A 24,989-nucleotide genomic window follows, 5' to 3' on the forward strand; every position below is an offset into this window, starting at 1 on the left:
CACCGGCAGGTCGGGAGCATCAACGTACTGCGCTGACCCCGTCGAGGGTCGAGAACGAAGTGTCCTTGGCGGTCAGCAGGAAGTCACGCATGTAGGGCGCGTCCAGCATGTCGGCGCGAATCGCCGCGTACAGGGTGGCGAACAGGCCCTTTTCCCCCAGCCGCTTGGCCTTCACATAACCGCGCGAACTGTATTCATGCAGGGCCCAATGGGGCATGCCGCACACACCACGGCCGCTGGCCACCAGTTGCATCATCATCACGGTCAGCTCCGAGGTCCGCACCTGCGCCGGTTCGATGTCCGCCGGTTCCAGGAAGCGGGTGAAGATGTCCAGGCGATCGCGTTCCACCGGATAGGTGATCAGGGTTTCGCTGCGCAGGTCTTCGGGCACCACGTAGGGCCTGCTGGCCAGCGGGTGCTGGTTGGCCACTGCCAGCATGGCTTCGTAGGTGAACAACGGCACGTAGGTGATCCCGGCCAGGTCTACCGGGTCTGAGGTCACCACCAGGTCCAGGTCGCCACGGGCCAGGGCCGGCAGCGGGGCAAAGGAGAAACCCGAAGCCAGGTCCAGTTCCACTTCCGGCCAGGCATCGCGGAACTGGTCGATGGTGGGCATCAGCCACTGGAAGCAGCTGTGGCATTCGATGGCCATGTGCAGACGTCCCGCAGTGCCGCCGGCCAGCCGCGCCAGATCGCGCTCGGCGCCGCGCAGCAGCGGCAGGGTCGCGTCCGCCAGTTGCAGGAGGCGCAGGCCGGCACTGGTGAAACGTACGGGTTTGGTCTTGCGCACGAACAAGGGCATGCCCAGGCGCTCTTCCAGCTCCTTGAACTGGTGGGACAAGGCGGATTGGGTGAGGTGCAGGCGCTCGGCGGCTTCAACCAGGCTGTCGGCTTCGCGCAGGGCATGCAGGGTCTTCAGGTGACGGATTTCGAGCACCAGGTTCTCCATGAACAAAGTTTGAGATAAAGGCGAAAAGGTTGAGTTTGTCTCATGGCGCCGGGGGCTGTCGACCACTGGACCCGCTTTGCCCTGAGGTTGCTCCGCCAGCGCCGTTAGCGGGGCCATGACCGCTGGGCAATCTTCATCAAACTGTCACGCAAGTGTGGCAGCGCGAATCATCGAACTTCATCAGACTCGCGCTCTACTGGGGTTCTGCGTTTCGGTGTTTTTCATGCGGGCAAGATTTCTATCAAGTTGCTTCTTGCTGGCCGGGCTATTGCTCGGCCAGTTTTCTTTTGCGGCCGGGCGCTGCGATGTCAACGTGGCGACCCAGCGGGTCGACCTGCCACAGGTGAGCCTGGCCTACCAGAGCATCGGTCGCGCCTCGGACCCGGCACTGCTGCTGGTCATGGGCCTGGGCGGGCAGTTGATCCACTGGCCGGACGAAGTGGTGGTCGCCCTGTGTCAGCAGGGGTTCCGGGTCATTCGTTATGACAACCGCGACGTTGGCCTGTCCACCTGGCGCCAGGCTCCGGCCAGCGCCAACCTGACGTTCGAGGTGCTGCGTTACAAGCTCGGCCTGCCGGTCGCCGCGCCCTATACCTTGACCGACATGGCCGATGACGCCTTGGGGCTGATGGATGCCCTGCATGTGGAGCAGTTCCATGTACTGGGGGCGAGCATGGGCGGGATGATCGCCCAGCACCTGGCGGCGATGGCTCCGCAGCGGGTCGAGAGCCTGACCCTGGTCATGACCAGTTCGGGCGCCGAAGGCCTGCCGGCCCCCAACGCTGCGCTGGTGCAACTGCTGTCGCGGCGCAATGCGCCCAACCGTGAGGCGGCCCTGGAGCAGCAGGCGGACCTGCTGGCGGCCCTGGGCAGCCCAAGGGTGAGGGACGATCGCCAAGTGCTGTTGCACCAGGCAGCAGTGGCCTATGACCGGGCATTCAATCCCGAAGGGGTCAAGCGCCAGATCATGGCGATCCTCGCCGAGCCGAGCCGGGTGGTCATGCTCAAGCAGTTGCGGGTACCGACCCTGGTGGTCCATGGCACCGCCGACCCATTGTTGCCGGTGATGCACGGGGTGCACCTGGCGGCGCAGATCCAGGGCAGCCAGCTGAAGCTGATCCCGGGGCTGGCCCACCGTTTCCAGGAGGCGTTCAAGGCTCCTCTGTTGGGAGCGGTGCTGCCATACCTGCAAAGCCATCGCGAAGATACTTCGCACTGGGTGCAGATCGAGCCGCTGGAGACGGGCAGGGTGCTCTGAAGGGCCAGCGTCAAGCGGATAGATTTTCACTTGCAGCTTGCAGCTTGCAGCTTGTCGCTGTTCGCGTCAGCGGACGATCTTGTCCACCTGGATCCCGAGTTTCTTCAGGCGGTACCAGAAGCTGCGTTCGGAGATGCCGATCATCTGGGCAGCGGCTGCCTGGACGCCATTGCTCTGGTGCAGGGCCGCCAGGATGTAGGCTTTCTCCACCTCGGCCAGGGCAGCGTCCAGGTCGCTGGGCACTTGCGGCCCGACGCTGATGCTGGCACTGCCCTCGGCTCCCTGGGGCCGGCTGTCGAACAGATAGCCTGGCAGGTCGTTTTCCTCGATGGTCTGGCCGGTGGCGACGATGGTGGCTCGTTCCACGCAGTTCTGCAGTTCGCGGATATTGCCTGGCCAGGTGTAGTTGGCCATGGCCTGCAGGGCCTGGGAGCTGAAACCGGTGATGCGCTTGCCGGCGGTGACTCCCAGGCTGTGGGCGAAGTGCCGGGCCAGCGGGGCGATGTCCTCGACCCGCTCGCGCAGGGCGGGCAGGGGAATGGGAAACACGTTGAGGCGGTAGTACAGGTCCTCGCGAAACTCCTTGTTGGCCACCGCTTCGAGCAGGTCCTTGTTGGTCGCGGCAATCACCCGTACATCGACCTTGCGTTCCCGGGGGTCGCCCACCGGCTCGATCACCCGCTCTTGCAGGGCGCGCAGGATCTTGGCTTGCAGGGCCAGGGGCATGTCGCCCACTTCGTCGAGGAACAGCGTGCCCTTGTCTGCCTGCTGGAAGCGCCCGACCCGGTCGGCCACGGCGCCGGTGAAGGCGCCCTTGCGATGGCCGAACATCTCGCTTTCCAGCAAACCTTCGGGGATGGCTGCGCAGTTGACCGCGACGAAGGGCTTGCCGGCCCGGTTGCCGTGCTTGTGGATGGCCCGGGCGACCATTTCCTTGCCGGTGCCGCTTTCCCCGGTGAGCAGGATGGTGGCATTGCTTTCGCGTACCGAATCCACTGCCTGCAACACCCGGCGGAACGCCGGGCTGTCGCCCACCAGGCTGTCGATCTGCTGGTGCTCCTCAAGCTCGGCGCGCATGCGCTGGTTGTCCTTGAGGATGTCGCGAAACTGCAGGGCCTTGCTGACGGTGATGTCCAGCTCGTCGATGTCGAAAGGCTTGGCGATGTAGTCGTAGGCACCGTTGCGCATGGACTGCACAGCGTTCTTCACGGTGCTGTAGGCGGTCATCACGATCACCGGCAACTGCGGATAGCGTTGCTTGATTTCCGCCAGCAGTTGCGGGCCGTCCATGCCGGGCATGCGCCAGTCGCTGATCACCAGGTCGATGTCTTCCTGTTCCAGCACCTTGAGCGCATGCAGGCCGTTGCCGGCGGTGAACACCTGGATGCCGTTCTGGCCCAGGGCCGAGGACAACAGATCACAGAGCTTGGGTTCATCATCGACCACCAACAGGTTATGCGTCATCGCTGTCCTCATTGTCCTCGTCGTCTTCACCGTTGGCCGGAATGTACAGGCTGAAGGTGGCGCCGGCATCTTTTTCGCTGGTGCACTCGATGTGGCCGTCATGGCTTTCCAGAATCGAGTAGACCTTGGCCAGGCCCAGGCCGGTGCCCGAGGCCTTGGTGGTCACGAACGGCGTGAAGATGCGTTCGAGCATGTCCGGCTCGATACCCTGGCCAGTGTCGGCGATGCTGATGATGGTTTCATCTTCCTGCTGGGCGATGCCCAGGGTCAGGCGGCCGCCCTCGGGCATGGCGTCGATGGCGTTGAGGATCAGGTTCAGGCAGACCTGCTTGAGCTGGCGCGCGTCGGCGTGGATGGTCGCCCCCGGCGCCAGGTCTTCGATCCTGGCATCGATATTGTGGGTCGCCAGTTCCGGGCCGCAGAAACCCAGCAGCTCCTCCAGCAGCGGTCGTGCCGGCTGGGTCGAGCGGATTGGTGCACTGGGCTTGGCGAAATCGAGGAACTCGGTGATCAGGTCGTTGATCCTGCTGACTTCGCTGATCACGTATTCCAGGTGGCGCTTGTCGTTCTCGGGCAGGTCGACCCGCCGGTGCAGCAGCTGGGTGGCGGTCTTGATGATGCCCAGCGGATTGCGGATCTCGTGGGCCAGGCCCATGGCCACCTCGCCCAGCGCATGCAGGCGATCTCGGCGCCGCAGCTGGGCCTCCAGGTGCTGCAGCTCGCCCAGGCGCTCGGTCATGTGGTTGAAGGTGCTGCTCAGCTCCGCCAGCTCGTCGCCACCGATCACCGGCACCCGCTGCCGGTAGTCGCCGGCGATCACCGCCTGCACGCCCTTGGACAGACCGCGCAGCGGCCGGGTCAGGCGTTGCGACATCTGCCAGCCGACACACAGCGAGGCCGCTGAACTGAGGAGGAAGATCAGGATGAACAGGTTGCTCTGGTTGATCAGGCCCACCAGGGTGCTGTGGCGCAGCAGGCCGCTGAAGATCACCCCCACCAGGTCGCCGCTGTCGTTGAAGATCGGCCGGTACAGGCCACTGTAGCGGTTGGTGAACTGCTCGGTGGGCTGGCGGGTGGTGCGCAGGATGTCCTCGATCTTGTGCGGCACCTGTGGCGGGTGATCCTCGAAACGCTGGGTGGCGAAGATCTCCGAGAAATTGTCGGCCTTGGCCAGGTACAGGCGCAGGTCCAGGGAGTGAACTTCGGCCACGCTGGTGAGGAAACTGGCGTCCAGGTAGGTGGCGATCAACAGCGAGTAGTCGACCCCGTCAAGGTTGGTCTGGAAGGTCGAGACCACCACGCCGGTGGTCGCGCCGCCGACCTGGATGGTCTGCAGCACGGCGTTGGAGGCGGTGCTGATCTGTCCCACCACGTCGTCGGCGGCGGTAGTGAACACCACCTTGTGATCGCTCTTGCGAATCAGCGCCACCACATCGATGCCCATGGAATCGGCGATGTCGGCGGTCAGCTTGTCATGCCTGGCCGCAGTGCGGTCGCCAGGCGGACGGGTATAGCGCAGGAACAGCTGGGCGATCCGGGCGTTGTCGCGCAGGATCTCGGTGATCTCGTCCTCGACGATCTTGGTGGACTCCTGCAGCCAGATACGCATGTTGCTGTCGAAGATATCCGACAGCGTGGTGGCCGCCAGTTCGGCGGCGATCATGGTGGGGATCACGCTGACCAGCCAGAACGCCAGCACCAGCTTGCGTTGCAGGCTCCAGCGAGAGATGGCGAAGGGGCGGGGAGGACGACGATCTTTTCTGGTCATGTACTTTCGCTTATAGCAGCGGCCATGGCGGGGTCGGAGCGATCCGGGCGGACAAAGCGTTTTATCACTTTGAGCGCTGCGTTGAGCAAGGGATTGCGGTGACGGAAAAACAGCATGTTAGCGGTGAAACGGCAACCCAGGCGTAATTTGCTCGCATAACCGGCCTGACCGCACTCGTACAGCGGGATACGTTGCTGGATGCAGTGATCGACGTTGGCCAGCCAGCTGCGAAAGTACAGGTTGTGCTCGCGGCTGACGTCTAGGTCATGGGCGAAGAACTTGTCGATCAGCCGATGCTGGTCGACGAGCACCAGGTTGAACGCCACCAGTTGCTCGCCGACCCAGTACAGGACGCAGGCGGCACGTTCGCCCAGCTGGTCGAGGATGCCGGTGAAATAGTCCGCCGGCAGACGTTCGAATTGCAGGTCGGCGCGGTTCAGGGTCGCCTCGTACAGGCGCATGATGTCCGGCAGCACGTCGTCGATCTGCTGCCGCCATTCGATGCGTGGTCCCGGCGCCCGTAGCTTGCGGCGCAGATCCTTGCGGGTGGACTTGCCCAGGGTGCCCAGGTAGGCATCGATCGAGGCGTACGGAATCGGCAACAGGGCGCTGGGCAGGCTCGGCATGGCTTGCAGGCCGGCGGCCAGGCAACTGGCGGTCCATTGCCGGTCATGGCTGGGAGCGTCCTTGACCGCCATCAGGCCGATGCCGAAGCTGTCGGCGTCGGCCCGGGCCAGCTTCAGCAGTTCGTCGAGCAAGGCCTGGCGGCGCTCGCTCGGCACGTGGCTGGCGGTGCCGGCATTGCACTGTTCGGCCACCGGCGAGCCGATGGCATACAAGCGCAATTGCAGGACGCCGGGCCACTGGCGCTCCAGGCGGTCGGTAAAGCGCTTGGCCAGGCCCGAGACCGTGGTGTCGAGTCGATACTGGGTCGTGAACGCCGGAGCGACCGCCACCAGGGTCGAGCCCTCGTAGACCGCCAGGTAGCGCCAGCGAAAGTCGGCAATGGCGGCTTTCTCCACGGCCAGGTAGTAGTCCCAATCCTCCAGGACCTCTGGAAAACAGTCATTCCAGGCACTGCGTTCGATGGCCTGTATGGTTGAAAAGGCTTGGGCGGTAATCACGTATCTTCCTTAAATCACGCCAGCTGTCGGTAGTCTTCGCGCACCGGGAGGCTGGGTACCCGCTGGCGGATGAAGTCCGCGCTGAGCTCGATCACGCGCTGGTATTGCAGGTCGACGGTGATCATGTGATAGCAGTTGTCGAGGAGGATCTTGGTGACCGTCCCGCCGAGCTTGCGCTCCACGTAGTCGGCATTCCAGGTGCTGGTGATGTCGTCTTCGCTAGAGTGCAGGACCAGGGCCGGGGTCATGATCGAAGGCATGCGTTTCCTGACCACGGCGTTCATCCGGTGCAACTCGCGCACCGTCACGCCCTCCATGGTCAGGAGCCCGGCATCGCTGCTGGCGCCGGCCTTCATCTGCTTTTCGACGATGGCCCGCAGGCGCTCGTTCTTGATGCCGTAGGGTGGTTTTTCCTCGAAGCGGCAGATATGCACGCCGAACGGGATCTTCATCAGCAGGGGAGTGAGGAACGCCAGCTTGTTGATGCTCCAGCCGTCGTACTTGAGGGTGGTGGAGTACATCAGCAGGCCGCTGATCCGTCCCGGGTGCTCGGAGGCCAGGTACATGGACATCACCGCGCCCATGGACAGGCCGCCGACGAACACCTGCTCGTGACGTTGCTGCATGGCGCTGAAGGTCTTGCGCACGCCCTCGTACCAGTCCTGCCAGCCGGTGGCCTGCAGGTCGCTGTTATCCCCGCAGTGCCCGGGCAGGGTCGGTACGTATACGGTGCACGTACCGTCCTTGGCCAGGCCCTGGGCCACCCGACGGAGTTCCGTCGGGGTGCCGGTCAGGCCGTGGATCAACAGGATCCCGACCTGGCCCGTGCCGAGAACGAAGCCGGCGTTGCCTTCGCCCAGATCGATCTCAGCCATGCTCATCGCTTCATGGCCCGATCCAGCAGGCGGTCCAGCAGCGCGATGCCCAGGTCGATTTCCGCGTAGCTGATTTCCAGCGACGGGGCCAGGGTGATCACGTTCTTGTAGTAGCCGCCCACGTCGAGGATCAGGCCCAGGCGCTGGCCGTCGATCTCGATGTCGCCCTTCATGCCTTCCTCGACCATGTAGTCCAGGGTCGCCTTGTCCGGGGTGAAGCCGTCGGTGGTGCAGATCTCGCAGCGCAGGGCCAGGCCCAGGCCGTCGACGTCGCCGATGATCGGGTAGCGCTTCTGCAGGTCCTTGAGGCCTTCGAGGAAGTACTTGCCCTTCTCCATGACCATGGCGCCGTAGTCGACTTCGCTGGTCATCTTGAACATTTCCAGGCCTACCGCAGTACCCAGCGGGTTGGAGGCGAAGGTGGAGTGGGTCGAGCCTGGCGGGAACACGCCCGGGTTGATCAGCTCTTCACGGGCCCAGATGCCGCCAAGCGGGTTGAGGCCGTTGGTCAGTGCCTTGCCGAATACGATCACGTCGGGCTGGACGTCGAAGTGCTCGATCGACCACAGCTTGCCGGTACGGTAGAAGCCCATCTGGATTTCGTCGACCACCAGCAGGATGCCGTGCTGATCCAGCACATGCTTGAGCTCGCGGTAGAAGTTCATGGGCGGGATCACGTAGCCGCCTGTGCCCTGGATCGGCTCGACGTAGAAGGCCGCGTATTCGCTCTGGCCGACTTTCGGGTCCCAGACACCGTTGTATTCGGTTTCGAACAGGCGGGCGAACTGCTGCACGCAGTGGCTGCCGTACTCTTCCTTGGTCATGCCTTTAGGGCCACGGAAGTGGTACGGGAACGGGATGAACTGGGCGCGCTCGCCGAAGTGGCCGTAGCGGCGACGGTAGCGGTAGCTGGAGGTGATGGACGAGGCGCCCAGGGTACGGCCGTGGTAGCCGCCCTCGAAGGCGAACATCAGGCTCTTGCCGTTGGTGGCGTTGCGCACCACTTTCAGCGAGTCCTCGACGGATTGCGAACCACCGACGTTGAAGTGCACGCGACCATCGAGGCCGAACTTCTTCTTGGCGTCTACCGCGATCATTTCCGAGAGTTCGATCTTGCCCTTGTGCAGGTACTGGCTGGCGATCTGCGGCAGGGTGTCGATCTGTTGCTTGAGGGCGTTGTTCAGGCGCGGGTTGGCGTAGCCGAAGTTCACCGCCGAGTACCACATCTGCAGGTCGAGGTAGGCCTGGTCTTCGGTATCCCAGACGTAGGAACCTTCGCAGCGGCTGAAGATGCGCGGCGGTTCGATGTAGTGCACGGTATCGCCGTAGGAGCAGTACTTGGCTTCTTTTTCCAGAAGGATCTGGTCTTCTGCGGTAGCGATGCGGATATCAGACATGGTGGAAGAGTTCCTGGGTTTCAAGAGAGAAATTGGTCGCGTTGGCCGCGTTGCGTGGCAGTCTGGCCAGCAGCGACGGCAGTTCGGCGAAGGAGTCGAACCGCGCGTGGGGAATCTTGTTGCGTTCGCAGTACTCGGCCAGGCGGCCCTTGGCGAAGACGAAGTCGGCGGTGGAAGCCACGCACATGTCGGACTGGCCGTCGCCGATCACCAGCACGCGCTTGCCGCGTGGGACGGACTTGCACTTGCAGTTGCCCGAAGCCGCGCGGCAGGCGTCGCTGGCGTAGGGGAAGTCGATGCGCCAGCTGTTGTGGTCGACCTGGCGCAAGCGGTTGGCGAGGATCGGCAGCAGGGTCACGTAGTTGCGAGCCAGGATGCGGGCGATGCCTTGTTCGATACCGTCGCTGACCACTTCGATGGAGGCGCCCAGGCCGATCACGTGGTCGACGAAGTCGGGGAAGTCGGGGTCGATCTCGACACTGTCGAAATAGCCCAGCAGTTCGGCGGGCGAGGCCTTGACCAGGGCCAGTTGGCGGCTGAGGCATTCCCGGGAGCCGATGTGACCGTCCAGCCATTCCTGCTCGATGCCTTCCCAGCTCGGGTCGGCGAAGCGTTGGAGAACGTTATCGATCACGTCGGCGCGGGAGATGGTCCCGTCGAAGTCACATACGATATGCCAGTGCATCATCTGCTGTTACCTGTTGAATAAGAGCGCTGTCTGCGCTTGTGGCAGGGGTAGAGCAGGGACTGTGCCAAGTACGGGAAAACCCAGCAGGGCTGGGGCTCTCAGCAAGGAGGGAGGTGTTTTGTAGCTTTCTAGCTACAATTTTTGTAGGTCCCTACAAACAACATCAGTGCTTGCGTGTGAAGGTGTTGCTGGTGATTGATGCGCGCCTGTTCAGACAAGGAAACTCATTCATGCCAAGGCTATTCCCTTCATCCCTGCTGGCCGGATTGTTATCGCTGGGCCTGGCTTGCAATGCCTGGGGCGATTCCGGCATCACCGGCGAACTGGGCCTGGGGATCGGCTACCAGCCCCATGACCCCACGGGCAGCCGTTATGACACCAGCCCGTTGCCGTACCTGGACCTGGACTGGGGAGACGTCAGCTTGAGCGGCGACGATGGCCTGACCTGGGATGCCTTCAAGAGCAATGGCTGGAGTGCCGGGCCCTACATCAATTACCTGCAGGGACGTAATGCCGATGGTTCGCTACGAGGCCTGCGGGACGTACCGGACATGGCCAACGTCGGGGGCTTCGTGCAGTACGCCCCGGATGACTTCTGGCGGGTGTTTGCAGCGGTGGGCCAGGCTGTCGGCGGCTCCGGTGGGCAGGGCGGCATGCTGGGCAAGGTCGGTGGTGAGATCGGCTACCCCCTGGGCATGGGCATCATCGGCAGCAACAACCTGACCCTGAACTTTGCCGACGCCCGCCAGAACCAGACCTTCTTCGGCGTCAGTACCAAGGAGTTCCTGGCCTCGGGCATCGAGCGCTACCACGCCGGTGGCGGTCTGCAGAACTTCACCCTGAGCCAGAACATCCAGGTACCGCTGGGCAGGAACTGGTCGCTGGTGGCCAGTGCCAGCTGGATTCGCCTGGTCAACTCGGCGGCGAACAGCTCCATCGTGCGCGACAAGGGCGAGGTCAACCAGGGCCAGGTGCAGACGGCGATCAGCTACCGCTTCTGAGCCGTCCACGGTGGCCAGGCAAAAACTGGTCTGGCCTTTGCAACAGGCGCCATGAACCCAATTTCTCAGGAAGTTCTTCATGGCCCGACCTGCCTATCGTCTGCTTGCCTATTCCCTCTGGGACCTGATCCCCATCTGCATGGCGCTGGCGCACTTTGCCTTTGTCCTGTGGCTGGTGCTGGATTTCCACGACCTGTCCTTGTGGGTCATCCTCCCGGCCGCGCTGTTGTACGCAGTCAGCCTGTCGTGGAGCATCAACAGCATTTCCCACAACCAGATCCATAACGCCTATTTCACCCCCTCCTGGATGAACCGGGCCTTCGACCTGCTGCTGTCGGTGACCATCGGTTTCTCCCAGACCCTGTATCGCGACATCCATAACCGCCACCACCGTGGCAACTCCGATCTGCCGGATGCCCAGGGCAAGACCGTCGACCCCCTGTCGATCTACCTGCATGGCAAGAACGGCCAGCCGGACAACCCCTGGGCCTATACCTTCCTGAGCTTCTTTCGTGACGATCCCAAGGAGATCTACCAGCAAATGCAGCGCAAGCGTCCTGACGATGCTCGCTGGGTGAAGGTGGAAATCGCCGTGACCGTGGTGTTTTACCTGGTGCTGGCGTTCCTTGACTGGCATGCGGTGCTGGTGTTGCTGCCGTTCTGGTACCTGGGCCAGTCGCTGTCATCGCTCAATGGCTACTACGAGCACCTGGGCGGCAACCCGGACCTGCCGATCGCCTGGGGCGTGAGCTCCTACAGCCCGCTGTACAACCTGATCTGGATGAACAATGGCTATCACGCCGAACACCATTACCGGCCGAAGATGCACTGGACCAAGGTCAAGGCCTTCCACCGCGAGATCCGCGAGCAGCAACGGGCGGCGGGGGTGAAAGTGATCCCGGTGTCCCACGGCCTGGGCTTTTTGGTGTCCCACCACCAGTGACCTGTAGCCGCTGCCGAAGGCTGCGCACGACCGCGCAGCGGGCGCAGGAGCTGAAGGTCCTCTTCAGGCCTCCTCGCCCTCGCCCTCGGCCAGCAGGGCGATGCCGCCCATGATCACGAAGACCCCGAGCCAGTGCAGCAGGTTGATCTGCTCGCCCAGCCCCAGCCACGATCCCAGCAGGACGACCACGTACACCAGGGCGCTCAGGGGGAAGGCCAGGGACAGGCTGCTGCGCCGCAGGATCAGCATCCAGACGAAGAACGCGCCGATGTAGCAGGCAATCGCCGTCAGCACGCCGGGATTGGCGGCCACGGCCGCCAGCCATTGCAGGTTGAAATCCATCTGGCCCAGCTGGTCGCCGCCGATCTTGGTCGCGATCTGGCCGGCGCCCTCGAAGCTGATCAGCAGGAACCAGAGCACCAGGGTGCCCAGGCGCCCGTGCAGCCAGTCGTAAGTGTGGTTCGAACTCATGAAGTGTTTCCTTGTATGCGTTGAACAGGGCTCAGGTGCTGGCGATGCAGACCAGCATCACCCCGCCGGTGATCACCAGGGTGCCGAGCCAGCGTCGGCGACTGACGGCTTCTCCCAGTACCACCTTGCCGGCCAGGACCACGCCGCAATAGGCCAGGGCAGCGGCGGGGAACAGCAGGCTCAGCGGGGCCCGGGACAGGGCCTCGAGCCAGACGAAGAACTCCACTGCATAGGCGCCCACGCCACACCACAGCAGCGGTGCGTTGAACACCTGGCCCCAGAAGGCATTCAGGCGAAAGCCGCCCTCCAGTTCCGGCAGGCGATCCAGGCCCAGCTTGAAACACAACTGGCCGATCACATCCAGGAGGATGGAAAAGGCCACCAGCAGCACGACGGTCAAGGTCATGGGAACAGCTCCTCGAACAGCGAAATCAGGGCTTCATTGGTGACCGAGTTGCGCAGCAGGTCCTGCTCGCTCCAGCGCTCGGGCGAAGGTTGGTCGGACTTGGCCTCCCAGCGCTTGAAGGCATTGCTGAAGGCCGGCTGGGCGAACTCCCCGCAGACATCGATGCCCAGCACGCGCTTGCCCGCCGCCAGGGCACGTAGGGCCTGCAGCAGGTGGGTCAGGCGCATGCCTCCCTGGTCCCAGTTGGTGGCGGCGTCCTCGCTGGCCAGCACGTCCTTGTCGATGGTGATCCACACCGCCTCGGTGGGCAGGTCGTCGATCAGTCGCTGGAGGAACGCGCTCCAGTCCTGTTGTGCCAGGTTGTGCCAGTGCAGGTGCTGCTCCTGCTGCTGGTGGCCGGCGCCGTCGCCGACCTGGCCCCAGACCCTGGAGGGTTCGTGTTGCCAGGGAAACAGCTGCAGCTTGCCGTGCTTCAGGGCGCCGAGGTTACCGCCGCGCAGTTGCGGATTGTGCAGGTCTTCGCTGCAGGGGCCGAGGGTGACGATGCGCCGGATGTTCGGCAGCTGCAGCGCCCGGTTGACCCAGGAACCGCAATGCCGGCGGGGGGCGAAGCGCACCCAGTCGGGGTGATTGTCGAAATGGATCAGGCTGACCGGCTCCGGCAAGCCCTGCAGAAAGGCCGGGGTCAGGTGGTGATAGTCACCGGAGCCGACGAAGAATATTTCCGGCTGTGGCCCGCTGTGGCGCGGACGTTGGCCGAGGCGCTCGATGAACTGGCGATAGGTGCGCTCGGTGGACCAGAGTCGGAGCCTGGGGCCCAGGTCGAGCAGGTCGATGCGTCGTGCCTGGCCGCTTTTCAGGCGCCGGGTGATGGGCTCCTGGGCGGTCAGGCTGTGGTCGAGATCTAGAATGTTCAAGGTGTACGTTACCCATGGCAGCGCCCTCCAGAAACTGCGTAGTCAGGCTGAAACGCAGGCTGGGCGGGCTTTGCCGGGTAAATGCAAGGGTCGGGCCAGGGCGCACCGCAGCGCGTGGCCCTGGCCTCAGGCGTGGACCCGGACCCAGACGCTGACCAGGATCGTCGCGGCCATCAGCCAGGCCACCGCAGCGACCGCCAGGGAGGCCTCCAGGCGCAGGCGGTCGACCATCACGTAGAGGGTTGCCAGGTAGACGAAGTAGGGAATGATCGACCACATGCCGAACACGATGGTGGTCTTCAAGTCATCGACCGAGCGGCCCTTGCCGACGATGTAGTGGGCGATCAGGGCGAAGGTCGGAAACAGCGGTACCAGCCCGGCGATGTAGTAGTTCCGGGTCTTGGCCAGGGCCGCGAGAATCACCACCACGGCCGCGCCCAGCGCGGCTTTCAACAATAGATCCATGAATAGAGGCGCCTTGGGGTCAGTGGCTCAGGCCATACTTCTTGACCTTGTCGAACAGCGTGGTCTTGGCCATGCCCAGTTCCTGGCTGGCCTGGGTCAGGTTGCCGCCGCTGCGCTGCAAGGCATCGTTCAACAGGTTGCGTTCGAAGGCTTCCACCGCCTCGGCGAAACCCAGGCCCTGGCCGCTGCCGCCGCTGCCGGATTTCTTGAAGGCCGGCAGGCCCAGGGCGAAGCGCTCGGCGACGTTGCGCAACTCGCGCACGTTGCCAGGCCAGTCGTGGCTCATCAGGTGCGACAGGGTCTGGTTGTCCAGTTCCGGTGCCACACGGTCGAAGCGCAGGGACGACTGCTGCAGGAAGTGCTCGAACAGCTGCAGGATGTCCTCGCGTCGCTCGCGCAGGGGCGGCAGTTCCAGGGTCACCACGTTGAGGCGGTAGTACAGGTCGCTGCGAAACGCCTTGGCCTGGCTCAACTGGTTGAGGTCCGACTTGGTCGCGGCGATCACCCGGCAATCCACGGCGACGCTCTGGTTCGAGCCCAGCCGCTCCAGGGTGCGCTCCTGCAAGACCCGCAGCAGCTTGATCTGCAGGTTGACGGGCATGCTTTCCACTTCGTCGAGGAACAAGGTGCCCAGGTGGGCGTGCTCGATCTTGCCGATCCGCCGCTTGCCGGCTCCGGTGAAGGCATTGGCCTCGTGGCCGAAGATTTCACTCTCGAACAGGTTTTCCGGCAGGCCGCCGCAGTTCAGGGCGACGAACTGTTGCTGGTGGCGCCGACTGAAGTCGTGCAGGCAGCGGGCGACCAGTTCCTTGCCGGTGCCGGTCTCGCCTTCGATCAGTACGTTGGCCGAGGTGTCGGCGACGTTGGCGATCAGTTCCCGCAGGTTCTGCATCGCCGGCGAGCGGCCGATGATCCGGCCCTCCAGGGAGTTGCGCTCGGCCAGCTGGCGACGCAGCGACGTCACCTCCCGGGCCAGGCCCCGTTGCTCCAGGGCGCGGCGGGCCACGTCCACCAGGCGTTCGGGAGAAAAGGGTTTCTCCATGAAGTCGTAGGCGCCTTTCTGCATGGCGCCTACGGCCATGGAGATATCGCCGTGGCCGGTGATCAGCACCACCGGCAGGCTGCGATCGCGGGCCTTGAGGCGGGTCAGCAGCTCCAGGCCGTCGATACCCGGCAGGCGAATGTCGCTGACCACGATGCCGGGAAAGTTCTCTCCGACCTGGGTGAGGGCTTCTTCGGCGCTGCCCACGCCGATGCAGGGAATGTCTTCCAGGGCCAGGGCCTGTTGGCAACCCAGCAGGACATGGGGGTCGTCTTCGACGATCAGCACGGTCAGCTCGTTGTTCATATCGGCTCGGCTTGAGTAGGGCTTGCCAGAGGCAAGCTGAGGACAAAGGCGGTGCCGCCGCTTGCCGGATGTTCCACCCCCAGGCTGCCACCGGTGGCGGCGGCGAGGCTGGCGGACAGGGTCAGGCCCAGCCCAAGCCCCTGCTCGCCGGGTTTGGTGGTGAAGAAGGGTTCGAACAGGTGTTTTCGGGTCTCGGGATCGATGCCATGGCCGTTGTCCCGCACCCGCAGGCGGTATTTGCCGTCGCTGAACTCGCCCTCCAGCCAGAGCTGCGGCGCAGGCTGTGCCTGCATGGCGTCCAGGGCGTTGCCTATCAGGTTGACCAGGATCTGCTCCAGGCGGGTCTGGTCGATCTGCAGGGTTTGTTCGCTGAAGTCGCGGTGCAGTTGCAGCGGCAGTGGTTCGAGGCGCGCGCCGAGGACCTGCAGGGCCGCATCCACGGCCTTGCCCAGGCTGGCCTGGCCCTGGTCATCGCCACGGCGGGCGAAGGAGCGCAGGCTGGCGGTGATGCGGCCCATGCGATCGATCAGCTCGTTGATGGTCTTGAGGTTGGCGCTGGCGGTGTCCAGGGCTCCGCGCTCGAGGAAGCGCACGGTGTTGCCGGACAAGGTGCGCAACGCTGCCAGGGGCTGATTGAGTTCGTGGGCAATGCTGGTGGACATCTGCCCGATGGCCGCCAGCTTGCCGGCCTGGATCAGTTCGTCCTGGGCCCGGCGCAGGGTTTCCTCGGCCTGGCGACGCTCGCGGATCTGTGCCTTGAGTCGTTCGTTGCTGGCGCGCAGGTCGGCGGTGCGTTCCGTGATCCGGCGTTCGAGCTGGCTGTTGGCTTCCTGCAAGGCTTCACGGGCGGCGAGGCGGGTGGCGATGACTTTGCGCCGCTCGTTCCAGGCGATCATCAGGAACGCCACCAGGGCGAAGGCCACGGCCACCAGGATGCCCTGGTTGATGGCTTCGCGGCGCAGGTCCTGCAGGGGCGTCAGCAGGGTGAAATTCCAGGGAGTGTCGCTCAAGGGGCGGGACTGGGACAGGTAGCTGGTGGCCTGGCCGTCGTCTGCCAGGTCGGTGTTGGCCTGGAAGGTCAGTTTCTCCACGCCTTCGTCCAGGCGTTCGCGGGCCAGGGGTTCCAGCTCGTTGAGCGGAAACCAGTAGTACTGCAGGCTGCGGGCCAGGCGCTCCTTGGTGTCGTCGCTCAAGGGGCGTACTGATTTGAGGCGCCGGCTCGGGTCGCTGGAAAGGATGATGATGCCGTTCTCGTCGCTGACGAAGGCTTCCATGCGCGCCCGTTGCCAGCGCTCTTCCAGGGCTTCGAGGCGGACCTTGACCACCGCCACGCCGATGATCTTGCCCTGTTCCTCCAGGCCGTGGGCCAGGTAGTAGCCAGGTTCGCCGCTGGTACTGCCGATGCCGTAGAAGCGCCCGGGGTAGCCGCGCACGGCATTCTGGTAGTAGGCCCGGAACGACAGGTCTTCGCCGAGGTAGCTGTCGACATCGCGCCAGTTGCTGGTGGCCACTACCCGGCCAGTGGTGTCCATGACATAGATGGCCCGGCTGCGGCTGCGCCGGTTCAGGCCTTCGAGGTACTGGTTGACCGCCTGGCGGTGCTCCGGCGACGGATCGGCCAATAGCTGCGAGACGCTGGATTCCAGCTCCAGCAGGCTCGGGAGGTAGGTGTACTTGCTGATCTCGCTCTCTACGGCACGGGCATGCAGTTCCAGCTGGCGCGCGCCATTTTCACTGAGGGTGCGGATGCCGTTGTGCTCGCTGATCCAGAACCCGGCGTAGCCCAGGGTGGCCATCAGGGCAATGACCAGGGGCGGTAGCAGCAGATGGCGGATCAGGCGGGGTTTCACGGCGAGTGATGGCGGCGTGGCGCGATAGAGAGTGGGGTCGCATTTCATCACAGATGCCTTGGGTCAACCAGCATGGCGACGGGGCACGTTCCCGCACGACGGCGAAGCCGTCGTGAACCGTTGAATGCGTTATGCCAGGCAAGATGCATTTGCAGGTTCGGGGTCGCGGCGCGACCCCGCGGGAGCAGGCTCCCTTGCCACAAGGGCAGGCAGAACGCTGCCGTCTCAGTGCTGCAGGATTTTCTCGAGGAAGTGCTGCGCGCGCTCGGAGCGGGCGTTGATGTCACCGAAGAACTCTTCCTTCTGGCAGTCCTCGATGATCTGGCCCTTGTCCATGAAGATCACCCGATTCGCCACCTTGCGGGCAAAGCCCATTTCGTGGGTCACGCACATCATGGTCATGCCTTCGTTGGCCAGTTGCACCATCACGTCCAGCACCTCGTTGACCATTTCCGGGTCCAGGGCCGAGGTCGGCTCGTCGAACAGCATGACGATCGGGTCCATGGCCAGGGCGCGGGCGATGGCCACACGTTGCTGCTGGCCACCGGACAGCTGGCCCGGATGCTTGTGGGCGTGTGCGGCGAGGCCGACCCGGTCCAGCAGCTGCAGGCCTTTCTTGGTGGCCTCTTCCTTGCTGCGGCCCAGCACCTTGATCTGCGCGATGGTCAGGTTCTCGGTGATGGTCAAGTGCGGGAACAGCTCGAAATGCTGGAACACCATCCCCACGCGGGAGCGCAGCTTGGGCAGGTTGGTCTTGGGGTCGGCGATGGAGGTGCCGTCCACCACGATGTCGCCTTTCTGGAAGGGTTCCAGGGCGTTGACGCACTTGATGAGGGTGGATTTGCCCGAGCCGGACGGCCCGCAGACCACCACGACTTCACCTTTCTTGACCTCGGTGCTGCAATCGGTCAGTACCTGGAAGTCCCCATACCACTTGTTGATGTTCTTGATAGAGATCATACGGCGAACCTTTTTTGCAGACGCTTGACCAGCAGCGAGGCGGCAAAGCTGATTGTGAAGTAGACCAGACCGGCAACGATCAGGAATTCATTGGAGCGGCCAATGATGTCGCCGCTGGAACGCGAGGCGTTGAGGAAGTCCACCAGGCCCACGGTGTACACCAGGGAGGTGTCTTGGAACAGGATGATGCTCTGCTGCAACAGCAGTGGGGTCATCTTGCGGAACGCCTGGGGCAGGATGATCAGGCGCATGGTCTGGCCGTAGCTCATGCCCAGTGCCTGGGCGGCGCCCATCTGGCCCTTGGGGATCGACTGCACGCCGGCGCGGACGATTTCGCAGAAGTACGCCGCTTCGAACATCATGAAGGCCACGATGCACGAGGTGAATGCCCCGATCGGCGTGTCTTCGCCGGTGATCCAGCGCAGCACGAACGGCACCGCCAGGTAGAACCAGGTAATCACCAGCAGCAGCGGGATCGAGCGGAAGTAGTTGACGTAGGCGCCGGCGATGTTCGCCAGCAGCTTGTTGTGGGACAGGCGCATCAAGGCCAGCAAGGTGCCGAGGATGATCCCGCCGACCACGCCCATGACCATCAGTTTGAGGGTCATCAGCATGCCGTTCCACAAGCCGGGAATGGCCGGGATGATGCCCGAGAAGTCGAATTCCATTATTTACCTCCCACGGAGATCAGGCCGGGGACCGCTACTTTTTTCTCCACCAGGCGCATCAGCAGCATCAGGCTCATGTTCAAGGTGAAGTAGATCAGGGTGGCCAGGGTGAAGGCTTCGAACAGGTTGGCCGAGAACTCGGCGGTCTGCTTGGTCTGGGCCAGCAGCTCCATCAGGCCGATCAAGGACGCCACGGAGGAGTTCTTGAAGACGTTGAGGAATTCCGAGGTGAGCGGCGGAATGATGATCCGGTAGGCCTGGGGCAGCAGAACGTTCCAGTAGATCTGCGGCAGCGAGAAGCCCATGGCGCGAGCGGCGGATTCCTGGCCGCGGGGCAGGGCCTGGATGCCGGTACGCACCTGTTCGCACACCCGGGCAGCGGTGAACAGGCCCAGGCACACGACGACGCTCAGGTAGGCCGAGGTGGTCGGGTTGAGGTCCTGCTTGTACCAATCCTGCAGGTTTTGCGGCAGCAGGTCGGGTACCAGGAAGTACCAGATGAACAACTGCACCAGCAGCGGTACGTTGCGGAAGATCTCCACGTAGACCGTGGCGATGCCCGACACCAGACGGTTAGGCACGGTGCGCATGACCCCCAGGATCGACCCCAGCAGCAGTGCGATGATCCAGGCCACCACGGCGATGGCGATGGTCCAGCCCAGGCCGGAAATGAACCAGTCGAGATAGGTCTCGCTGCCCACGCCGGTGGACTTGAAGAACACGCCCCAGTCCCAGTTGTAATTCATTGGGGTTACCCCTCAGATCGTTCGATGTACAAGCACCCGCTTGGGGGAGATCCGTTCCCGCCCGGCCAGGACGGCCAGGCACACGCTATCGGCTCGACAACCACCGGTTCGAGTGTTTCCAAAATGTGCCAGCAGGTAGTGACAGGCTCCCGAAGAGGCCAGGGCCCCTTCAGGAGTAAGGTTAGTCAGGAATCAGGACTTTTTGTCGTCAGCCGCTTTGTCGGTCGGGTTGGCGATCAGGGCCTTGAGCTCGTCGCTCATCGGGAACATCAGGTTCAGGCCTTTTGGCGGGATCGGCGATTGGAACCACTTGTCGTAGATCTTGTTGATTTCGCCCGATTTGTAGGTGGCAACGATGGCGTCGTCCACGGCTTTCTTGAACGGGGCATCACCCTTGCGGACCATGCAGCCGTAGATTTCGTAGGATTGAGGGGTGCCGGTCACGGCCCAGTCGGTAGGTTTCTTGGCCTTGGCCATTTCACCGGCCAGCAGGGCGTCGTCCATCATGAAGGCGACGGCGCGGCCCGATTCCAGCATCTGGAACGACTCGCCATGGTCCTTGGCGGAGATCACGTTCATGCCCATCTGCTTGTCGGCGTTCATGGCCTTGAGGATGCGCTCGGAAGTGGTACCGGCGGTGGTCACCACGTTCTTGCCCTTGAGGTCGGCGAAATCCTTGTAGCTGGAGTCTTTCTTGGACAGCAGGCGGGTGCCGATCTCGAAGATGCCAACGGAGAAGTCGACCTGTTGCTGACGCTCGACGTTGTTGGTGGTGGAACCGCACTCGACGTCCACGGTGCCGTTCTGCACCAGCGGGATACGGGTCTGGGAGGTGACCAGGTTGTACTTGACCTTCAGGTCAGGCATGTCGAGGTCTTTCTTGATGGCTTCGACGATCTTCAGCTGGATGTCGTGGGAGTAGCCCACAGGCACGCCGGAAGCGTCAGCGATGTAGGAAAACGGAATGGAAGCGTCGCGATGTCCGAGGGTGATGGTGCCGGACTCTTTGATTTTCTTCAGTGTGCCGGTGAGTTCGGCTGCGAAAACTGGAGTGCTAATCAGAGCTGCAGCAATAGCTGCGCCCAACAGATGGGGAACGATGCGCATCAATATTTCCTCGACATTTGTTTTTTTTATGAAGCCAGTTCGACGGCTCTTTTATACAGCGAATGCCTTGACGGCTCCTGTTGTGTTGGCACGACAGGCATTCGTCGAACAGTGTAGAGCATGAGTCGTGCCAGGCCAGCAAATCATATTTAAGCTATTGATTTTAAAGATAATTAAACATTTTTGACGTTGCTCTTTCAGTTGGAATATCCGGTTAACCGAATCGCTTCCATGTTTGTCGTTCGGAAAACCGAACGATCATGAGCCGTCTGTTGGGGGCAGGTGCCGTCGGCAAGGCACAAAAAAGCCCCTGAACCTCGCGGTTCAGGGGCCTGGTCGGGTGCGGGGGCTCAAGCTGCCTTGATCTTGCCGCGATGGTGCTGGATTTTCTGCAGGTAGTCCCGTAGCTGCTGCTGTTCCTGCTCCGTGGTGAACAGCCCCAGTTTGCTTCGGCGCCAGAGGAGATCCTCGGCCTTGACCACCCATTCTTCATCGCACAGGTAATCCACTTCGCGGCTGTAGAGGCCGCCACCAAGGTGCTCGCCCATGTCGCTCAGCCCATGTACGCCTTCCAGCAGACGCCAGGTACGGCTGCCATAGGTGGTGGCCCACCGCCGGGCGATCTGGCTGGGTACCCAGTCGAACTTGGCGCGGATCGCCTCGGCCAAGGCTTGCGGGGTAGTCATGTCTTCACCGCCGGGCAGGCTGGCCTGTGCGGTCCAGCTTGGCTTGGCGTGCTTGAAATAAGGCGTCAGCTGGGCCATGGCCGATTCGGCCAGCTTGCGGTAGGTGGTGAGCTTGCCGCCGAACACCGACAGCAGTGGCGCTTCGTCACCGCTGCCGGACAAGGCCAGGGTGTAGTCACGGGTGACCGCCGAAGGGTTGTCGGACTCGTCGTTGCACAGCGGGCGGACACCGGAGTAGGTGTGCAGGATGTCGTCGCGGCTCACCTGTTTCTTGAAGTGGGCATTGACCACCTGCAGCAGGTAGTCGGTTTCCCCTTCGGTGATCGCCACTTTCGCCGGGTCGCCGGTGTATTCGCGGTCGGTTGTGCCGATCAGGGTGAATTGGTCGAGGTAGGGAATGGTGAAGACGATGCGCTGGTCTTCGTTCTGCAGGATATGCGCATGCTCGCCTTCGTACAGTTTGGGCACGATCAGGTGGCTGCCCTGGATCAGGCGGATGCCGTAGGGCGATTCCAGCTTCAGGTCATCCTTGATGAACTTGGCGACCCAGGGACCTGCGGCGTTCACCAGGGCCTTGGCGGTGATGGAGAACAGGCTGCCGTCGGCACGCTCCAGTTCCAGTTGCCACAGGCCCTTGCTGCGGCGGGCGCTGACACAGCGGGTCTGAGTGTGAACATGGGCTCCGTGTTCGCGAGCGGCCATGGCGTTGAGCACTACCAGGCGTGCGTCATCGACCCAGCAATCGGAGTATTCGAAGCCGCGGGTGATCTGCGCTTGCAGCGCGCTGTCGGCGCCGAACTTCAGGCTTCGCGAGCCGGCGAGCTTCTCGCGCTTGCCCAGGTGATCGTAGAGGAACAGCCCGGCGCGGATCATCCAGGCCGGACGCAGGTGTGGCCGGTGCGGCAGGACGAAACGCATGGGCTTGACGATGTGCGGCGCCTTGGCCAGCAGTACTTCGCGCTCGGCCAGGGCTTCGCGCACCAGGCGGAACTCGTAGTGTTCCAGGTAGCGCAAGCCACCGTGGATCAGCTTGCTGCTGGCGGAGGACGTGTGGCTGGCCAGGTCGTCCTTTTCACAAAGGAACACGGACAGGCCGCGACCTGCCGCATCTGCGGCAATTCCAACACCGTTGATCCCACCGCCAATGACGGCGATATCGTAAACCTCGGAGAGAGGGCGCGCGGGCAAGGTAGAAGTGGGCATCGACAAGCCTCGTGTTGCTTTGATATTTGAATTCGAACATTAATGTTCATTTTCGAAAATACTAGCGCATAAAGATGCACGCATCCAGCGCGCTTCGATTGAAAAAACTGATCGAAGCGGCGCTAAAGGAAAATTTTCGAACATTGCCGAGGGGTAACTGTAGTTGCTATGCCGGTCGATGGCGGACGCGCAGGCGCGACGATACCCGTGCCGGTTGGCTGGATATCGTTTGAATTCGCGAGCTGTGCAAGGAAGGAGGAAGCGGGCTCAGACCACTTCGAGGCGGATCTTGTGCTGGTTGAGCAGTTGGGTCAGGGCCGGTACCGGCTGCTGATCGGTGACCAGGCAGTCGACCAGGCTGATCGGGCCGAGGCGAATCATGGCGTTGCGCCCGAACTTGCTGGAGTCTGCAGCCAGGATCACTTGCCGGGCATTGGCGATGATCGCCTGGGATACCCGCACTTCCTGATAGTCGAAGTCCAGCAGGCTGCCGTCCTCGTCAATGCCGCTGATGCCCACCAGGGCGAAATCCACCTTGAACTGGTTGATGAAGTCGACACTGGCCTGGCCCACCACGCCGCCGTCGCGGCGGACATTGCCGCCGGTGAGCAGCACGTCGAAATCGTCCTTGGCACTGAGCATCGAGGCCACGTGCAGGTTGTTGGTGATGATCTTCAGGTGACTGTGGTTGAGCAGGGCGCGGGCGATGGATTCGGTGGTGGTGCCAATGTTGATGAACAGCGAGGCGTGATCGGGGATCTGGGCCGCAACGGCTTCGCCGATACGCTGCTTTTCGTCGCGCATCTGGTCGGCGCGCATGGCGTAGGCGGTGTTTTCGACGCTGGAGTCATAAGCCGCGCCACCGTGGTAGCGACGCAGCAGGTTGGCTTCGGCCAACTGGTTGATATCGCGGCGGATGGTTTGCGGGGTGACGACGAACAACTGGGCCAATTCCTCGATGCTGACGTAGCCGCGTTCGCGGACCAGATCGAGGATTTGTTGCTGGCGGGGAGGCAGATTCATGGGGCTTCCTTTGGGCTGCCGTGCAAAATTTGCCCATGATGCCGCAGGAATTCGCTCCCTACCAGTTACAAGCGGTTACCAATCCACGACGTGGCTTATTTGGCCTCGTCGTGGGGTTCCCAGTCGCGGGTGCGGCTGACTGCCTTCTTCCAGCCAGCGTACAGGCCTTCCTTTTCCGCCTCGGCCAGTTGTGGTTCGAACTCGCGCTCGATCACGGCCTTGCCGCGCAGTTCTTCCAGGCTGCCCCAGAAGCCGCAGGCCAGGCCTGCCAGGTAGGCGGCGCCCAAGGCGGTGGTTTCACGCATTTGCGGGCGCTCCACCTGGGTGCCGAGGATGTCGGCCTGGAACTGCATGAGGAAGTTGTTGGCTACGGCGCCACCGTCCACGCGCAGGGCCTTCAGGCGTTCGCCGGAATCCTGCTGCATGGCGTCGAGCACGTCACGGGTCTGATAGGCGATGGACTCCAGGGCCGCGCGGATGATGTGGTCCACGCGCACGCCACGGGTCAGGCCGAACAATGCGCCACGGGCATAGGGGTCCCAGTAGGGCGCGCCCAGGCCGGTGAAGGCCGGCACCAGGTACACGCCGTTGCTGTCCTTGACCTTCCCAGCGAAGTACTCGGTGTCGTGAGCGTCGTTGATGATCTTCAGTTCATCGCGCAGCCACTGCACGGTGGAACCACCGTTGAATACCGCGCCTTCCAGGGCATAGGCCACTTCGCCGCGCGGGCCGCAGGCGATGGTGGTGAGCATGCCGTGCTGGGACTTCACCGCCTTGTCGCCGGTGTTCATCAACAGGAAGCAGCCGGTGCCGTAGGTGTTCTTGGCCTGGCCAGGCTCGACGCACATCTGGCCGAACAGCGCAGCCTGCTGGTCGCCAGCGATACCGCCGATGGCGATGCCGCTCTTGGTACGACCGTAGATTTCCGACGAGGACTTCACCTCCGGCAGCATCTCGCGCGGGATGTCCAGCACCTCCAGCATCTTCGCGTCCCACTCCAGGGTATGGATGTTGAAGAGCATGGTGCGCGAGGCGTTGGTGTAGTCGGTGACGTGAGTCTTGCCGCCGGTGAATTTCCAGATCAGCCAGCTATCGATGGTGCCGAACAGCAGCTCGCCATTGCGGGCGCGCTCGCGGCTGCCTTCGACGTTGTCGAGGATCCACTTGAGCTTGGTGCCGGAGAAGTAGGGGTCGGTGACCAGGCCGGTGGTTTCGCGGATGTAGTCTTCCAGGCCGTCACGCTTGAGCTGCTGGCAGATCTCGGTGCTGCGGCGGCATTGCCAGACGATGGCGTTGTAGACCGGCCGGCCGGTGGTCTTGTCCCAGACCACAGTGGTTTCACGCTGGTTGGTGATGCCGATGGCGGCCACTTGGTCGTGATGCAGGCCGGCTTGTGCCAGGGCCTCGACCATCACTGCACTCTGGGTGGCGAAGATTTCCATCGGGTCGTGCTCGACCCAGCCGGCTTGCGGATAGTGCTGGGCGAACTCGCGCTGGGCGGTGCAGACCACGTTGGCATCACGGTCGAAAATGATCGCCCGGGAACTGGTAGTACCCTGATCGAGGGCAATGATGTAGTTCTTATTCTGAGTGTCGGTCATGTCGATTGCCTTGGACGAAATAAGGGAGTGGAAACAGGCGCGGGATCGATTTGGGCAGGATCACGCGCCAC

General features: G+C 63.1%; 23 protein-coding genes. 3 read left to right on the forward strand and 20 right to left on the reverse strand.

Translation table 11 applies throughout. The features are described from left to right. Window positions 1–19: 19 nt before the first annotated feature. Window positions 20–937 carry a transcriptional regulator MetR gene (metR, locus tag LGQ10_RS25750; protein ID WP_226523604.1) on the reverse strand — a complete coding sequence of 306 codons (918 nt, stop codon included), beginning with the start codon at window positions 935–937 and terminating at the stop codon, window positions 20–22. Window positions 938–1,172: 235 nt separating this feature from the next. On the opposite strand from metR, the gene LGQ10_RS25755 reads away from it, so the two are divergent. After that, window positions 1,173–2,207 (forward strand): alpha/beta fold hydrolase, encoded by a 1,035-nt coding sequence (locus tag LGQ10_RS25755; protein ID WP_226523605.1) that lies wholly within the window; start codon window positions 1,173–1,175, stop codon window positions 2,205–2,207. Window positions 2,208–2,273: 66 nt separating this feature from the next. On the opposite strand, the gene LGQ10_RS25760 is transcribed toward LGQ10_RS25755, so the two are convergent. Genes LGQ10_RS25760 through LGQ10_RS25785 form a run of 6 tightly spaced genes read right to left on the reverse strand, consistent with a single transcriptional unit; the run spans window position 2,274 to window position 9,523 of the window. Then, the gene (locus tag LGQ10_RS25760; RefSeq protein WP_226523606.1) at window positions 2,274–3,671 is read right to left on the reverse strand and encodes a sigma-54-dependent transcriptional regulator; all 1,398 of its coding nucleotides are present in this window, start codon (window positions 3,669–3,671) and stop codon (window positions 2,274–2,276) included. After that, complete coding sequence (locus tag LGQ10_RS25765) at window positions 3,661–5,439, reverse strand: sensor histidine kinase (protein WP_226523607.1); 1,779 nt, start codon at window positions 5,437–5,439, stop codon at window positions 3,661–3,663. Before LGQ10_RS25765 ends, LGQ10_RS25760 begins: the two co-directional genes overlap by 11 nt. Next, entirely contained in the window at window positions 5,436–6,563 is a 1,128-nt protein-coding gene (locus LGQ10_RS25770; RefSeq protein ID WP_226523608.1) for a GNAT family N-acetyltransferase, read from the reverse strand. The genes LGQ10_RS25765 and LGQ10_RS25770 overlap by 4 nt, the downstream gene beginning before the upstream one ends. Before the next feature lie 14 nt (window positions 6,564–6,577). After that, complete coding sequence (locus LGQ10_RS25775) at window positions 6,578–7,444, reverse strand: alpha/beta hydrolase (protein WP_058434291.1); 867 nt, start codon at window positions 7,442–7,444, stop codon at window positions 6,578–6,580. Beyond that, window positions 7,441–8,835, reverse strand: coding sequence for an aspartate aminotransferase family protein (locus tag LGQ10_RS25780; protein WP_058434292.1), 1,395 nt, complete (start codon window positions 8,833–8,835; stop codon window positions 7,441–7,443). Before LGQ10_RS25780 ends, LGQ10_RS25775 begins: the two co-directional genes overlap by 4 nt. After that, the gene (locus tag LGQ10_RS25785; protein WP_058434293.1) at window positions 8,828–9,523 is read right to left on the reverse strand and encodes an HAD-IB family phosphatase; all 696 of its coding nucleotides are present in this window, start codon (window positions 9,521–9,523) and stop codon (window positions 8,828–8,830) included. The genes LGQ10_RS25780 and LGQ10_RS25785 overlap by 8 nt, the downstream gene beginning before the upstream one ends. A gap of 230 nt (window positions 9,524–9,753) precedes the next feature. Between LGQ10_RS25785 and LGQ10_RS25790 the strand changes: the two genes are divergently transcribed. Together LGQ10_RS25790 and LGQ10_RS25795 are read left to right on the forward strand one after the other, a co-directional pair. Further along, window positions 9,754–10,524, forward strand: coding sequence for a MipA/OmpV family protein (locus LGQ10_RS25790; RefSeq protein ID WP_058434294.1), 771 nt, complete (start codon window positions 9,754–9,756; stop codon window positions 10,522–10,524). A 79-nt stretch (window positions 10,525–10,603) separates the two neighbouring features. Then, the gene (locus LGQ10_RS25795; protein WP_226523609.1) at window positions 10,604–11,467 is read left to right on the forward strand and encodes a fatty acid desaturase family protein; all 864 of its coding nucleotides are present in this window, start codon (window positions 10,604–10,606) and stop codon (window positions 11,465–11,467) included. 63 nt (window positions 11,468–11,530) lie between these two features. Here LGQ10_RS25795 and LGQ10_RS25800 read toward each other — a convergent pair whose 3' ends face one another. From LGQ10_RS25800 to glpK, 13 genes are all read right to left on the reverse strand, one after another. Beyond that, a complete protein-coding gene (locus LGQ10_RS25800) occupies window positions 11,531–11,938 on the reverse strand; it encodes an EamA family transporter (RefSeq protein ID WP_058435335.1) in 408 nt (135 codons plus the stop codon). A gap of 31 nt (window positions 11,939–11,969) precedes the next feature. Then, window positions 11,970–12,344: a transporter gene (locus LGQ10_RS25805; RefSeq protein WP_058435334.1), complete on the reverse strand. Its 375-nt coding sequence runs from the start codon at window positions 12,342–12,344 to the stop codon at window positions 11,970–11,972. Beyond that, entirely contained in the window at window positions 12,341–13,261 is a 921-nt protein-coding gene (locus LGQ10_RS25810) for an arginase (RefSeq protein WP_058435333.1), read from the reverse strand. The genes LGQ10_RS25805 and LGQ10_RS25810 overlap by 4 nt, the downstream gene beginning before the upstream one ends. Before the next feature lie 126 nt (window positions 13,262–13,387). After that, a complete protein-coding gene (locus LGQ10_RS25815) occupies window positions 13,388–13,717 on the reverse strand; it encodes a GlpM family protein (protein ID WP_226526196.1) in 330 nt (109 codons plus the stop codon). Between the two features lie 28 nt (window positions 13,718–13,745). Continuing rightward, window positions 13,746–15,074 carry a sigma-54-dependent transcriptional regulator gene (locus LGQ10_RS25820; protein ID WP_058435331.1) on the reverse strand — a complete coding sequence of 443 codons (1,329 nt, stop codon included), beginning with the start codon at window positions 15,072–15,074 and terminating at the stop codon, window positions 13,746–13,748. After that, window positions 15,071–16,972, reverse strand: a complete 1,902-nt coding sequence (locus tag LGQ10_RS25825; RefSeq protein WP_226523610.1) for a sensor histidine kinase — start codon at window positions 16,970–16,972, stop codon at window positions 15,071–15,073. Before LGQ10_RS25825 ends, LGQ10_RS25820 begins: the two co-directional genes overlap by 4 nt. Before the next feature lie 177 nt (window positions 16,973–17,149). Then, the gene (locus LGQ10_RS25830) at window positions 17,150–17,884 is read right to left on the reverse strand and encodes an amino acid ABC transporter ATP-binding protein (RefSeq protein ID WP_058435329.1); all 735 of its coding nucleotides are present in this window, start codon (window positions 17,882–17,884) and stop codon (window positions 17,150–17,152) included. Continuing rightward, on the reverse strand, window positions 17,881–18,552 hold the full coding sequence (locus LGQ10_RS25835; RefSeq protein WP_226523611.1) for an amino acid ABC transporter permease: 672 nt from the start codon (window positions 18,550–18,552) through the stop codon (window positions 17,881–17,883). Before LGQ10_RS25835 ends, LGQ10_RS25830 begins: the two co-directional genes overlap by 4 nt. Then, on the reverse strand, window positions 18,552–19,298 hold the full coding sequence (locus LGQ10_RS25840; protein ID WP_226523612.1) for an amino acid ABC transporter permease: 747 nt from the start codon (window positions 19,296–19,298) through the stop codon (window positions 18,552–18,554). Before LGQ10_RS25840 ends, LGQ10_RS25835 begins: the two co-directional genes overlap by 1 nt. Window positions 19,299–19,490: 192 nt before the next feature. Continuing rightward, window positions 19,491–20,405, reverse strand: a complete 915-nt coding sequence (locus LGQ10_RS25845; RefSeq protein WP_011063125.1) for a glutamate/aspartate ABC transporter substrate-binding protein — start codon at window positions 20,403–20,405, stop codon at window positions 19,491–19,493. Between the two features lie 350 nt (window positions 20,406–20,755). Next, window positions 20,756–22,294, reverse strand: coding sequence for a glycerol-3-phosphate dehydrogenase (gene glpD / locus LGQ10_RS25850; protein WP_058436078.1), 1,539 nt, complete (start codon window positions 22,292–22,294; stop codon window positions 20,756–20,758). Window positions 22,295–22,561: 267 nt separating this feature from the next. Then, window positions 22,562–23,317: a DeoR/GlpR family transcriptional regulator gene (locus tag LGQ10_RS25855; RefSeq protein WP_226523613.1), complete on the reverse strand. Its 756-nt coding sequence runs from the start codon at window positions 23,315–23,317 to the stop codon at window positions 22,562–22,564. A 95-nt stretch (window positions 23,318–23,412) separates the two neighbouring features. Then, window positions 23,413–24,918 carry a glycerol kinase GlpK gene (glpK, locus tag LGQ10_RS25860; RefSeq protein ID WP_226523614.1) on the reverse strand — a complete coding sequence of 502 codons (1,506 nt, stop codon included), beginning with the start codon at window positions 24,916–24,918 and terminating at the stop codon, window positions 23,413–23,415. Window positions 24,919–24,989 lie beyond the last annotated feature (71 nt).

Source organism: Pseudomonas sp. L5B5 (assembly GCF_020520285.1).
GTDB lineage: Bacteria > Pseudomonadota > Gammaproteobacteria > Pseudomonadales > Pseudomonadaceae > Aquipseudomonas.